Source organism: Leptospira gomenensis, from assembly GCF_004770155.1.
Lineage (GTDB): Bacteria > Spirochaetota > Leptospiria > Leptospirales > Leptospiraceae > Leptospira > Leptospira gomenensis.
Map to the genome: position 1 here is coordinate 1 of NZ_RQFA01000024.1, position 13,291 is coordinate 13,291.

A 13,291-nucleotide genomic window follows, 5' to 3' on the forward strand; every position below is an offset into this window, starting at 1 on the left:
TACCATCCGATATCAAACCGATTCCGAGTTTCATGGATTTGAATCCGGTAACAAGAACCTCGTCACTTAATGATACTGAAATTTCTGGAGCGATGTTCCAGCCAGAAAGGTCGTCCAAGTCGGTGAGAATGTTTTTGTAAAATCCCCACGGAGAAACGAGAGAATACTTTCCGAACTTCCAGTTCTTGAACCGGATCATTTTCGTAGAGAACCGCTCCACCGGATCTTTTTTTTCCGCGAGGCGTTTGTTTGCGATCATCTGACAGATCTCTTTGTCGAAATAATTCGGGACATCCATCTCGTCTTCGAGGAGTCCCCACTTCGTAACCGAAGTCGGATCTTCCGCCCAGGCGGCCAGACCCCAGGATTTGTTTTCGTCGTCCCGATCTTTCGCGCGGTTGATCTCGACGTGATTTACGATTTCGTCGAGGTCTTCGTCTTTCTCGAAGTTCGCTTCTTCCGGAGCGAAAATTTTATCGATCAGGTTCGGGGGATCTGGCCCGAACACTACGAGGCCGTTCGGATCCACCCAGAGGTACCAACCGGGAACAGCTTCTCGGATTTTGTCGAAAGCCTGAGCGATCGTCATCTTCTCGAAGTCGAGCCGTCCACCCAAAAGAATTCCCGTTGAATTCTGGATCCGGGAAACTGATCGGGAAATTCCCTTTGCCTTTGTACAATATTCAGAAACGATTTGTTTCACGACGTCGGACATGAGTGCGGAGGGCTCCGTCCATACCGTTGGGATAACGGTAAGGAGTCCTTGAGGAATCGTTTGCGCTACACCGTCCGGCTTGAGCGCTACGATTTGATTTCCGCCCGTGGAAATCACATTATACCGGCCGTTGTTTTTTGTATCGAATGCGTCCGTGACGAAGAAGAAATTTCCAGGGATGACGGACTCGTGCACCGGAACGTTGAGCGTGATGATCACGTTCACTCCTGCGATCTCGATTTTTTGAATTTCGTAAAGGTGTTTTCCGGGAGCGGGCTTTATTTTGATTTTCTTTAATCGTTCCCGATATCCGAATCCTTTGAATTCGAGTTTCTGAATTTTATCGAAACCTTCGGTCGGATAGTTATAAACATATCCTCCCCACGCGTCTTCCCCTTCGATTGTAATCTTCACACGAGTGAATCGCTCAATCGGGAAGTCCGGCATTGAGTTGAGTTGGAAAGTGATGTCGCGACAACCTTGACGATCGTTTTCGTAACGGAGCTTTTCCCACTTCGTATTTTGTACGTTGATCGGAATTGATCCGAGTAGAGTTCCCGAAATTGTGGAAACGTCGATTCTACCGTCACCAGAATTCCCCGGATCCTCATAGGTTTCGAACGTTTGAATAGGAAGCTGTTGAGAAAACATCCGGGAACCGAATGCACCGAGTCCGCGGAGCGCTATGTTCTTTACCGCGAAACCCATTATATGTAAAACCTCGGACGGAATTTTAGAGTCAGTTCAATGCTTCCCGTTCCCTGGTAACGGACGGCTCGATCGCGCCGGCCGATTGACATCCATCCGCCGTCTGTCATCATGAATTTATTTTCGGAAACTATATCTGTTCCCGCTTTTTTGTGGAGGGCTTTTCCATCTACGCAGTCAATCGTTATGAGATCGTCCGTGTTGAAATTGATTTGCTGGATCCTTACGGATTGACTTCCGCGAAACTCTCCGGTTGCTTTGTCGAGCCTTCCAATATCGATTGCGAAGTCCGGATTCGGATTGAGCGCTTTGATTTCTAATATCGGTTTGACAGCGACGGAATAGCTCGGGAGAGAAAACTCTTTGAACTCTTCGTTGTTCAAAGGAAAGATTTCGATGTTTGGTTTTGAGTTTTCCCAAAGAGCGTCAAGCAAACGAAATTTCATCTCTCCGTCTATGATCCGGTTCTCCAGCCCTTCTCCGGTTTTCGGATCGATTGTTGTGGTCATCACTTTGGCACGGATCTGATTCTCGATGTCTTCGATCCAGAAGTCTCCGTCTTCTTCCGGTTCTGAAAAGAACGCGCCGATTTCATTGATAACGATCCTCGCATCCAGGTCGCGGGGCTTTCCGTTCGCATACGCAAATTTGAGGGTGAAATCTCTTTTACTTTGTTTGGCGTCCCCGATGAATACGGATCCGAACTCTCCCATCTTTTCACGGAAGTCTCCACCGGTTTCGATTGCTGAATGGACGGGCCTCATGGATTCGGTCTCGATTTCTTCGAGGAGTTCCGTCAGATACTCGCCATGTCTGTTATATATTAAATAGTTCATGCGGCGATGGCTGACTTGATCCTTCCGACGATGTCGGAGCAGAAGCGGTCTACGAACGTATCGTAATCCATTCCGTAAATTTGGTTTGTTGCGCTGACGTTCACGTTGTTGATTGTGTTGCCGCCAACGCTTCTTCCTTCGTTGATTGCCTTGAGAGTATCGTAATGACGAGCGGTGGCGCGTTTGTTGATCATATACTCGCCACCCTCCGCGTTGATGTTTACTCCGCCTTGTTCATGAGCCGGTCCGTTGATCGGTCCGCCATAACGGAAGACGGGAGGCATTGGAGGAGGGGTCATATTTACTGCGGACATCGAAGCGGAGCCGGCGGTTAAAACCATTCCGGTCAACATGGTCGCAAGTGCAGGTCCGAGAACCCACCCGACTATTGGAATCGTTGCGGCCATCTGTGCGCCGGCAGCGATCGCATTCATCACACCCATAGCCATGGTCATTTTTATTTGCGCAAGTTGGGCCATCTTTCCCGCATTGAAGGCGTAGAGATTCGCGCCATATTCAAGCCAAGCGAATTTTTTCTTTCGTTCCTCCGCCTCTTTCGCGGCCTGGTCTTCTCTCGCTTTTTTCTCGGCTTCGAGTTTCTTTTGTTCTTCTGCGAGCGCCTTTTGAGTAGCCGCGTTCTTTGTGGCCGCCGCATCCTCTTGCGCTTGCACATTGTCGAGAGCAGCTTGATGGTCAGCTTCGTAACCCGCTTCGAACATGTTTTTGATAGAGAGTTTATCTTGTTCGAATGCTTCGAGAAGATTCAAGAGATCGATTTGTCTTTGCTCTTCATCCGCTTGTTTAGTTTCGATCGCGAGTTTGTCAGCTTCGTATTCTGCTTGCCGATTCTCTATCGCGGCGAGAAAATCCGCGTCTTCTTCTACTCTTTTCCGGTTACGATATTCGCGTTCAATCTCCTCGCGCTTATCTTGGAAGGCTTGCTCTTCCGCGAGAATCGCATCGTTCTTATCTTTAATCTTTTGGATCTCGGCATCGATGAGATCCGTTTGTCTTTGGAGTTCTTTCTCGGCTTGCTTATCAAAAAATTCGGAAATCCATCCGGCGATTGCAACAAGCCTCTGTGCTTTCGCTTGAGCCAACTGTGCTTTTGCTTGAATGACTGCGACAGCCTGTTGAGCGATCTGCCCGACTGCATCGAGAGCACCTTTTAGAGCGCTGCCGAAATCCGATTCAAAGAAAGATTTCACTGTTTGAGACGAGAGCGAAGCGGCATCGATAAGCGGTTGAAACATTCCAGCCGAAACTGGTTTTAGTTTTGGCTCGATCTCGACGGGAAGTTTAACGGGAGTGGCGGCAGATCCGAGAGCTTTCTTTAAATTGTCTTTTGTCGCGTTCGTTCCATCTGGAAACTTTGCCTCAACTTCAATCTGAACTTTCCCGTTCTTATCAGTCGTAACTTGCCGATTTACTTCCGCGCCGAGATCGCGGAGTTTTTTCATTGCGGCAAATGCCTCTTCGGATTTGTCTGCGTCATAAGAAACAGAGAATTTTAAATCCTTCTCTGAGAGTTGTTCCATTTTAATATAGGAATTTATCAGATCGTCGAGGTCTGCTTTCGCCTCTTTGCTTTCTTTTCCGAATCCTTTTGCGCCGCCGGCAGTTTTCTTTAACGCTTCGTTAAGTTTTAATAATTTTTCGATTCGATTATTGTCGGCGAAGTTCCCGTCTGATCCAGCAATCCCTTTTAGTTGTGCTCCAGAAATTCCAGCGGACTTTAAGCTGAGGATGAGGTCGTCAATCGTACGTTTGTATTTTTCTATGTTGCCCCCTCTTCCGTGGGCTAACTTGCTTCCTTCTTCCTTTAAATATTTTAGACTATCTATTTCGTTTTTTTCTAATTTTCTCGTTAGCACCATCTCCGCATTCGCCGCGTCCATTGCTCCCTTGCGCGCCTTCTCCGCTTCCTCCGCTCGGTTCTTCATATAAAGAAACGCGGCACCGAGTCCCATGACCGCCATGGTCAAAAGCCCGACTGGTCCGAGCATTGCGTTGAAAGAAATTCCCAAAGAGGTGAGAACAGGAGCGACCATCTTCGCGGCTACAATCAAACCACTCGCTCCCATGATTACGGAAAGAAGACCGGTCAATCCGACCGTAAGCTGTACGATCGTCTTAAAGAGAGCAGGATTCTCGGATCTCCACTTCAAAATTGCGTCGAGGATTTCCTTCACCTTCTCGACCGCGGCTTTCGCCATATCCGCGAAGTCTTCACCGATTCCTTTTTTCAAAGCGTCGATCGTATCGAGCAGGTTGGAGATTTGCCCTTCCCAGGTTTTGGAAATTGCATCCATCGATCCGGCAACGCCTTTCATTTCTCCGAAGGAAAGAATCGCTTTCGTGATAGCTTCGTCCGTCTTCTCGACGGTTTTGGAAACTCCCTTGAAAGAGAGAGTGACCTTGTCGCCGGCGGAAGAACCACGGATCCCGAATTCTTTAAGTCGTTCGAACTCGCCGGTCATCGCGTCGAGCGCGGCCTCGGTGATCATATCGAAGGACTTGCCCTGTGAAGCGGCAATGTCCCCGAGTTTTATGAGTTCTTTTTCCGTCGGAACGATTCCGCGGTTTGCGAGTTTGATGAAAGAGGAGGTAAGTTCGTTTACTCCGTATGGAGTTTTTGCCGCGAGCACCGCGATCATATTCATCGACGCGGCCGCTCTCTGTTCGTCGCCGAGAGTATTCTTTAGAACGGCGCGGTATTTTTCATACGCACCGGAAACCTGAAGAGCGCCCTGGACCATGCCGCTTACTGCAGTGATAGCGACGGAAACACCGAGCACCTGGAGGAGATCGCGCCACGATGCTTTCGCTTTATTCGATTCGTTTTGAATCGTTCCGGTCGCCTTGGCGATGGCGGCTTCCGTCTTCTTGATTTCTTCCCGGATCTTGTCGGCTCGCTTCGAATCGACATTCAAATTTCCTAAGATCCCTTGGAGTCTCTCCAATCGAGTCCGGAAATCGTTTAAAGTATTTCCGGATTTACTTACGGATTTCTTAATCTTCTCAAAAGCGTTTTCTCCTTTGTTAGAAAGATCGGTGAACGCATGTCCGCCTTTACCTACCAAGTACAAAACTTGACGGAATCCGGAATCGAATGGCGCATTATCAAATTCGATACCCGCGACTACGGATTCAACTGTGGCGGAAGATCCACTCATTCAAAGATATCGAGAAGGTCGGCCGAAGGTATCGGTTTCGCCTCTTTGATCTCCCGTAGAATTTTTGGCAAAGAAAGCATTTTGTCGTAAAAACTTTGAAGTTCGTAAAAGTGTTCGTTGTAGATTTTGTCCGAAATCCCGGATGCGGCGAGAGTATCGTTTATGTATTCAAAACGTCTTTCACTATCTACAATCTTGGCAGCTTTATATCTCCAAATCCTCCCGTAAGAATTCCAGGAATCTATTTCCTGTTTTGAGTATTTCCATCTGCGGAACCGTTCATCTGCGATGATTCGTTGAATTTCGTTCTCTTCTTTTTCCGCCTGTTCTTTCTGTTTTTTTTTACGTATTCTTCCGGCGTTTTCGGAGCTACTTCCGGTTTTCCGGAATCTCCTCCGAGGGTCGCGGTTACGAGATACGTTACAAAAACGTTGATCTGATCTTTTGGGATCAGATCCAATTCAGGAAGATGCCTTTCTAAATCTGGAAGAGCGGCCTTACAATAATCGAAATAATAACGGGAGATTTCGATTCCCGCTTTTCGAAAGCGATCAAGCAGGTCCGCCTGTTCCGGGTTCAGTTTGGTTGCGTCGAGTTTGGAGAAAGGTTTGATCTCACCTTTGAGATCATCGATTTCCTTCGTCTTTCTTTGGTAGTCTTCCGTAATCCTGTCGAGTTGGGCCGCTCTAAAAATCCCGGTTCCGTCGTAGGTTGGAATCGGATATGCCGTTCCATCCGGACGAATGAGAGTTACTTTGAATGGCTCTGCTCTGAATTGATAGAGACGGTCCTCTGACATTTTACTTCTTCCTTTTCTTGAGATACTTCTCGACTTCTTGTACGGCTTCTTCTCGAGTACCGCATCCACGATGGATCAGGATTTTTTTCTCCCGATCGCAAACTTTGAAAGTTCCAAAGCCGTTATCCTCGATCCAATCCGGATATTTTAGTTCCGCCTTTTCGTTCTTCCCCTTTATTTCAGGGGAAGTGTTGGTTTGTTCTGCCATTGGTAGAGTCTCCTTTACGCGACGTCGAAAACGACGGCTTCGGGGTTAATAGATGCGATCACGGGACGGCCGTTGATCGTGCGACGTTTGTCCGGATACGCCATTGCATCCAGGGTGAGCGCAACTTGGCTCGTAGCGTTTCGTTTCTGGTCGGAAGCAAACTTGAACTGAAGCAACCAAAAGTCCATACGGTCTCTTGGATTTTTGGAAATCGCTTCGCCTTCTCCGTAAGCAACGACGGAAAATCTTCTCGCGTTTGCTTTGAAGTTGTATCCGATCGGACGAACGAAAGACATCGCTTCGATTTCTCCTTCGGTGTCTCGGGTAGGAATCGCAGCTCTCGGAATAATCATAGCGAGTTTTTCCAAACTCAATTCCCCGAGTGCCAGAGCAATGGACCAGTCAACCCCACTTGTGAAATGGTTCGCTTCGCTTTCGCCCTGGCCGGCGAATTTGATCGGAGCGACTTTCTCTTCGAACTTGATCGTGATACCGTCTTCGGTTGTTTCTCCCATATCGACTAGTTCCCACTTCCTTCCGGTCGTGAGTGCGGGAACGGAAATGATAAGATCCGCGCGAGTGCCGTCAGGTTCTACGTCCGGATTTCCCATCCGAATCGTGGTCGTGTCGATCTCTTTGATGAAAATGAGTGTTGGCCTTGGTGTTGTTTCGAGTCGAAGATAATCCCCTGGACTCAACTTCGCTGTGAGATCCGCGGAGGTTGCCAGGGAATTCGAAGTGACTCCGCCTGTGCTGAATGTTGGAACGAGAAGAGGTTGCGGTTCTACTCGGTGAAATGCGCGCAGAGGTCCGACTTTGCCGTCCTTCTGCCCGAAGATGTTCATCCCGCCGTTACCGGGAATCGGGTCTACAATTAAACTCATGGTTGGAGGAATCTCCCTGTTACGTTATAGTTGAGCGAAAACTGAAAGAATCCTTTATCGAGAAGACCGAGTGAATACGGCTCATCGATCGGATTGATTCGAGCTAAACGTATGGGAACGATTCCGGGAGGAGTTGAAGGAAGGCCGGCACCCTCCGAGTCCAGTAAAGACGCTGGAACGTCCAAGAGGAGATTGAATTCCTCTCTAACCGCATTGTATATTTTGAATGCAGTTTGTCGAGCGAGTTTTTCGTTTAAGTCTTGAACGATAATATTAAACGATTGCGTTGTGTGTTTTACTGAGTAGAGATCCGGGACGTTACCCGGTCTTCTCTGAATGAGAATGAACCCGTTTGGAGTATTTGCGTTTACCGTATCTTGATAGATCCGCGAAGCAAGAGCGGGTAAACGAGACCGCAAAAGAAAAGTGAAGATGGGAGTAACGTCAAGATACTTTCTCAAAAGTGCCTCCCTGCCATACGCTTAGAAATTCCTTTCGCGAAAACAGGAAGGTAAACCGGACCTGTATATCTTTGGATTTTCGTCGAGAGCCAGAACGGCCCTCTTCCTACCATGGACGCTTTTTTAACGATCGGTTTACCGTTTACGTCTTTTCGTTGAGACACGGGTCTTGGAACCGCGTCCGGATTGTCGTGAAGCGCGGCCGCATACTTCGCAGTGAATCCGATAAGTAGACCGAGCCGTTTGAGTTTTTCTATGGGGAAAGGAAGATAGACTTTTCCAGTGTTCGAATCTTCCGGGACTGTTTTTTTCGAAAGAGGATTCTCGATCGCTTTTCTTTGATAAACTCCGATCGTGGAGGAACCTTGGAGAAACCCGGTGTCGAGGAACGGTTTCGGTTCCTTATTGATCGCATCATTTACGACCAACGGTCCGACGTCCTGTTCTAAGGTCTCTTTCGCGGCTTCTTGGAACGCTTCTTTATACGCATTTAGGCCGGCGATGTGTTTCGAAAAATCAAATCGAATTTGGAACGTCATGCAACATAGAATTGAACGTTCCTTAGATACCTTCCGGCTGGCGGCTTCACATCGTGAACCTGGAACCAGTCCGTCTCTCCTGGGAGTTTTACTTCCCAACCTTTGTTTTCCGTAGCGGGCAATGCGGCCGGTAGTTCTTCTTCGGCGACAAGAATGAAATACGAAGCCTTTGTTTCGCCTCCGTCCTTCCCGATCAGAATCTTTGAACTTGCTTGTAGGTTCACTTTGACGGGATAGGGCTTGTCTGTTCCCGGAACGATATTGTTATCGTTGTCGTAAACCGGCCTTTGGATCTGGATCTCTGCATTGATGAGGAACTTTTGCATCAGGCCGCCTCCTCGTCTGGATACGGATTGAATCCGAGGAGCTCGACCACGTCGAAGAAAATCACGATGACGTGAAGACAGTTCCTATGGAACGGAGTCCACTTCTCCAACTTCGGATATTTCTTAGATTTTCCTGAAATGGAATAGATGTGTCCTTCGAACTTCTTGCAGATTTCTGTAAGCGTATCGTGATCGGAAACTTGAACGAGATCGTTTCCGGTATGCTCGGCGTATTTCTGAACACCCGCGGTTTGCGCTTCCCGCAGGCGTGTGCGCGTGAGCATCTCCGAATAGGAAGAAACGTTGTAGTTTCTTCCGTTGATCTCGAGGTAGTTCCCGTCCGAAATCCCGTCTCGTTTGAGTTTTCTCCGGAATGTTTTTTCCAGATTATCCTTTGCGGTCTTCCAGTTGTTATCCGTCAAAATTCCTTCTGCGAGTTGACGATTGATCTTCGCTTCCGCGATGACCTTCTGTTTCGTCGCTTTAAACACGGACTCGATCTTCTTCTTTCCTCCGGAGGCGGCCGCCTCGAGGTAAGAAAGAGAGTCTTCGTAAATTGCGTTCACGACGTTTTCGTCAACGAACGGACCTTGGATCCGTTTCAATTTCCCGGAAAACCGTGGATCTCTTTTGAGCCGGCTATAGATTCGGTCTGAATTCAGAACGAAGTCCGCGAGAGTTGTTCCTTGAACGAAACCTTTCTCAGCGAGGCTCGGGAATCCATCTTTCCAAATCTGTACCAGATCGTCGAGGATCGCGTTCGCCTGCAAGAGCCGGTCGCTCCAATACCTTTGAGAGGAGCTCCCGTTCTCGATCGCAGTCTTCACGAGTTTGTCGAGACGTTTCTGGACAGTCTTGAAATTGGAAAGGAGGAGCTTGTATTCCTCTTTCAAACGGGAAGAGTCGAAGGGATTTTCAACCTTCTTCCCTCTTCCTTCGAAGTTATACTCCCAGCCTTCGCCCGGTTCCTTAGCCATTAGATCGAGTCCTCAAAGGTCTACGAAGCGGAGTTATCACTTCCCACGTTTTCAGTAAGTTGATAACACGATCCGGCCATTCAGGAAAGTTCGAATTCCGGTATCCGTCAGCGTTCGCCATTTTCAAGACGTTCGGAGAGAAATAATTCTCCTCGTAATCGTTGGATTTCACTCCCGCGAGAGAGGGGTCTCGTTCCGATCGAGCGCTGATTCGGAAATACGCGAGTTCGATCACGGCTTTTTTCAGAGTTTCGGATTGTCGGTCCTGCTCCGGAATTCGTAACTTTGGGTGAATCAGAACATCATCCTCAGCACCGAGAAGAAGCGCGCGGCGTCGCTCGGTGGATTTGGATTCCCAATCGGCCCGATCCCGGGCGCGATTATAGGAGTCTGCTTCGTTCAAAGTTACGATCACGGTTCTTACGCCAGATCCAGTTCCAAAATCTGATCAGTGTCTCCGATTCCCGCTCCTCTCCAAGAGTATCTTGCGAGAGCGTAGTTCAGAGTCAAAGGATCCGTAACGGCGTATTCTTCCATTTCGGATTCGATACCCATTTGGATTTTTCTTCCAGGTAGGATGATCTTTACCTTGTTTTCGTCTGGAATGGCCTTTCCGTTCCAAGTGTAGAGCGGATTGATGCTCCAATCTAAGGCTTGTTTAGAACCTTGGATAGGTTGGATCAAAGTGTTCATCACTTTGGAGATCACAGATTTCTTTTTTGGAGAAGCGAGAACGACAAGACTCGGGTTCGACATGTTTCCGTAAGGACGAGTTTTCAACTTCTCTGCTACCTTCGCACAGCCAAGGTTGAAAAGACGGATATAGTTTTCCGTTTCTGAAAGCCCCGCAACTGTGGAGAATGCCTGGTAGTAGCCGTTGGATCTACCCAAGGCGGCCGCGCCATGTAAAAGAGCTCCGTGATTGTCTCCCATCAGTTGATAGTAGGCAAAACGGAATTCCTTCGCCGCGTCTACGATGCGCCAAATTTTACGGTAACGAATCGTGTCGTCGTTCACTCCGAGAGCCGCACCGAAACGATTCAGTTTTACCTGCATCGCATCGCCGGTGATCCCACCGATCTCCACTCTCTCACCTTCCACGAGCCGTTTCCAAACGATTCCGGAATGGATGTTTGCAATCTCGAAATAATCGAGACCGGGCGTAGTGGGGACTTGGTCAAAGATCGCGTTGTAAAACAGGTCGATTTCTGCGTCCGAATCAACGTAGATGCTCACGTTATCGGTGAACAATTCAGGAAGATCGCCTTTTACAGTTCCGCCGTTAAACGCTTGGAGCTTTTGTTTGTTCCCTTTGAAGGCTTGGAGCTTCTTTTTTGCGAGACGCTCTGGACGACCTACGAAGTGGTCGAGGAGCTTGTTCATGTCTTTTCTCGCTTTGATTCGGAGTTCCGCGTCTTTTCTCGGATCCTTGAAGGCTTGAAGAGCGAGCCAGAATTTTTTCTCTTCCCCTTCCTCGATTAGTAAATCAGCCATTCTTAAATACCGAGAAGGCCGTTAAATCTAAAACGGACTTCAGTTTCGTTCGCCGCGGATGCTTCGAGAGCAATGCCGCATTTTGTATTTCCGGAAGCTGTTTTCGTCAGACCGGATCCGTCACCCGCCCAATACAGAGTGTCGAATTGTGCGAATACATCCGCGGGATTCGATTTCGTGCCGAAGGCTTTTATTGCCTCGAGGTGGGCGGTCACTGTTTCGCCGGCTTTCCCGTATGCGTAAGCTGCATAGAGAATGTTTCCGGATTTAATAACCTGCCCTTTTACGAGGCCGCCGACGGGAGCGGTAACTTGTGCTTGGGGTTCTTCACCTGGTTGAGGATCGATGATAATTTTAGCCATCAGTTCGCCTCGTTAGGTGTCTCGGAAGAAGCCGGTTTGGTTTCATCCTCGGTTTTCGTTTTTGGAGACTTCGGGCTCTTCGCCTCGTTAGGTGTCTCGGAAGAAGCCGGTTTGGACATGGCTTCTCGTAGATCCTCACGAACCGGATTGAGCTTTGTGTCGAAGTCGTTTAGAGATAATTGGCCCATACGGTACCTCGATGTTGATGTAACGTATGGAAACGAGTTTGGGAGAAGAGAAGGTGCCCAATACACCGAGGCGGGATGACTGCCCGTACAGATGTTTCATAAACACTCAATTTTTCTAATGCGTCAATTCTTTTATTTGGCACATAGAAGGATCCGAAATCTTACTTCTTTCTCTTCCGTTTCGGAAATAGATGTTGGATCCGCTGGTCGAATTTCGATTGAACTTACTCCGCCGCTCTTCGCGAAATATCCGTTATCCGGAATCTCGACCGGGTTCCCATTTAGACGGAACGTGAATGGAGCTCTTTTTCCTTTTACAATCTTACTTCCTTCGATGAGTGAACTCTCGTTCCAAAGACATTCGATCTCGAGGTATTCAATTTTCTCAAATTCCGGAAATGAAAAATTCTTATAATCATCGGAGAATCGCGCGCGATAGAATCCCTGCTCTCCCTCTTCGTAACCGTAAAGCTCTTCCGTTGGTTCCAAAAAATCTTTTTGGATAATCGCCTGAGTTTCGTCGTCAATTAAATCGACGACCTTTCGTATGCGCGCAGCCTTCAAAAATCAGTCCTCGTCTTTCGGAAGAGACAGAGAATTCTCGGACTCTTCTTCGTCCTCGTCTTCTTCTTCAAGATAGTCTTTTGTTTCTGTGGATTCTTTTTGAGGAGTTTCCTTCCCTTTAGAATCCTTGAACCAATCCTCACGAAGTTTCTTTGCCTGTGCTTCGCCTTGGTGGCGAGCGATGACTTTCAATTCCGATTCGACTACCTTATCCACAAAGGTGGAGATCGCTTTCGTCTTATCGGTTTTGTATGTCTCCATGTCGAGCTCTTGGATTCGGGATTCCAATTCCTTACGAACGGCTTCAGGAAGTTTCTTTCCCTTCACAGATTCTAAAACCGAAGATGTTGCGTTCGCTCTTTCTGTGCGAAGCGTGATTTCTTTCCTCTCCGCTTCGATGTCAGTCATGGCCTTATTGACCTTCTCCTGATGGTCGTTCAGGAGCTTACGAATGGATTTCTCACCATTCTTATAGTGGCCCTTCCCGGTCCCTTTGGCGTTCTCATCTTCGATAAAATCGGGCATGTAACGGTCTTCGGGAAAAACCATTCCTACGTGGACATCTTTGTTCTTTGTGATCCAGCTTCGGACGATGTCGGTATTCAGCGCGGCCAGGATTTCTTCGATTGTGGGCATATTTGATTTTCCTTTTGGATTTTCTGTCGTTGTGTTTGGTGTGAATGCTTGAAGTTCTGAGAGAGCTCGAACGCCGGGGAATCCGGGTGAATCCTTGGATGATTCGCCGAGGGCAATGGCCGAGATGGCTTCGATTGTTTTGCCGATAAACTCTGCGACTGGAGAAGCGCTTTCGTCTTCGTCTACGTCCGCGTCGAACTCCATGGATACGATATCCTTTTTTTGAACGAGGGCTTTCTTCGATTCGGGGAACGCTCCGATGATTGCTTTCGTCATCTTGCCATCCATTTCGAGATCGATGATCTTTACGATTTCTCCGTGTTCGATGCGGCCGTCTTTGGAGTTGTCTTTTCCGTGACCTTCAAAGAACGGAATCCCCGGTTTGAGGGGTGCGGATTGCACCGCCTCTTTCTTCCAG

15 protein-coding genes are annotated in these 13,291 nt (G+C 48.2%); all 15 read right to left on the reverse strand.

Features of this window, described 5'->3' with window-relative positions; all coding sequences use genetic code 11:
• Positions 1 to 1,423: hypothetical protein (locus tag EHQ17_RS04410; RefSeq protein ID WP_135736142.1), on the reverse strand; the 1,423-nt coding region annotated here is incomplete at its 3' end.
• The gene (locus EHQ17_RS04415; RefSeq protein WP_135595526.1) at positions 1,423 to 2,259 is read right to left on the reverse strand and encodes a hypothetical protein; all 837 of its coding nucleotides are present in this window, start codon (positions 2,257 to 2,259) and stop codon (positions 1,423 to 1,425) included. The genes EHQ17_RS04415 and EHQ17_RS04410, both read right to left, overlap by 1 nt.
• Positions 2,256 to 5,192, reverse strand: a complete 2,937-nt coding sequence (locus EHQ17_RS04420) for a hypothetical protein (RefSeq protein ID WP_246057388.1) — start codon at positions 5,190 to 5,192, stop codon at positions 2,256 to 2,258. Before EHQ17_RS04420 ends, EHQ17_RS04415 begins: the two co-directional genes overlap by 4 nt.
• A 484-nt stretch (positions 5,193 to 5,676) precedes the next feature.
• The gene (locus tag EHQ17_RS04430) at positions 5,677 to 6,234 is read right to left on the reverse strand and encodes a hypothetical protein (RefSeq protein WP_135595524.1); all 558 of its coding nucleotides are present in this window, start codon (positions 6,232 to 6,234) and stop codon (positions 5,677 to 5,679) included.
• Between the two features lies 1 nt (position 6,235).
• Positions 6,236 to 6,442, reverse strand: coding sequence for a hypothetical protein (locus EHQ17_RS19735; protein ID WP_135595523.1), 207 nt, complete (start codon positions 6,440 to 6,442; stop codon positions 6,236 to 6,238).
• Between the two features lie 14 nt (positions 6,443 to 6,456).
• On the reverse strand, positions 6,457 to 7,326 hold the full coding sequence (locus EHQ17_RS04435) for a hypothetical protein (RefSeq protein ID WP_135595522.1): 870 nt from the start codon (positions 7,324 to 7,326) through the stop codon (positions 6,457 to 6,459).
• Positions 7,323 to 7,787: a hypothetical protein gene (locus EHQ17_RS04440; protein ID WP_135595521.1), complete on the reverse strand. Its 465-nt coding sequence runs from the start codon at positions 7,785 to 7,787 to the stop codon at positions 7,323 to 7,325. Before EHQ17_RS04440 ends, EHQ17_RS04435 begins: the two co-directional genes overlap by 4 nt.
• Entirely contained in the window at positions 7,784 to 8,326 is a 543-nt protein-coding gene (locus EHQ17_RS04445; RefSeq protein WP_135595520.1) for a hypothetical protein, read from the reverse strand. The genes EHQ17_RS04440 and EHQ17_RS04445 overlap by 4 nt, the downstream gene beginning before the upstream one ends.
• Positions 8,323 to 8,652 carry a hypothetical protein gene (locus EHQ17_RS04450; protein ID WP_135595519.1) on the reverse strand — a complete coding sequence of 110 codons (330 nt, stop codon included), beginning with the start codon at positions 8,650 to 8,652 and terminating at the stop codon, positions 8,323 to 8,325. The genes EHQ17_RS04445 and EHQ17_RS04450 overlap by 4 nt, the downstream gene beginning before the upstream one ends.
• On the reverse strand, positions 8,652 to 9,629 hold the full coding sequence (locus EHQ17_RS04455) for a phage minor capsid protein (protein WP_135595518.1): 978 nt from the start codon (positions 9,627 to 9,629) through the stop codon (positions 8,652 to 8,654). The genes EHQ17_RS04450 and EHQ17_RS04455 overlap by 1 nt, the downstream gene beginning before the upstream one ends.
• Positions 9,622 to 10,032 carry a hypothetical protein gene (locus EHQ17_RS04460; RefSeq protein ID WP_246057390.1) on the reverse strand — a complete coding sequence of 137 codons (411 nt, stop codon included), beginning with the start codon at positions 10,030 to 10,032 and terminating at the stop codon, positions 9,622 to 9,624. Before EHQ17_RS04460 ends, EHQ17_RS04455 begins: the two co-directional genes overlap by 8 nt.
• 17 nt (positions 10,033 to 10,049) lie before the next feature.
• Positions 10,050 to 11,123, reverse strand: a complete 1,074-nt coding sequence (locus tag EHQ17_RS04465) for a hypothetical protein (RefSeq protein ID WP_135595516.1) — start codon at positions 11,121 to 11,123, stop codon at positions 10,050 to 10,052.
• Positions 11,124 to 11,125: 2 nt separating this feature from the next.
• Entirely contained in the window at positions 11,126 to 11,485 is a 360-nt protein-coding gene (locus EHQ17_RS04470) for a DUF2190 family protein (protein ID WP_135595515.1), read from the reverse strand.
• Positions 11,485 to 11,673, reverse strand: coding sequence for a hypothetical protein (locus EHQ17_RS04475; protein WP_135595514.1), 189 nt, complete (start codon positions 11,671 to 11,673; stop codon positions 11,485 to 11,487). Before EHQ17_RS04475 ends, EHQ17_RS04470 begins: the two co-directional genes overlap by 1 nt.
• 567 nt (positions 11,674 to 12,240) lie before the next feature.
• A complete protein-coding gene (locus EHQ17_RS04485; RefSeq protein WP_246057392.1) occupies positions 12,241 to 13,275 on the reverse strand; it encodes a hypothetical protein in 1,035 nt (344 codons plus the stop codon).
• Positions 13,276 to 13,291 lie beyond the last annotated feature (16 nt).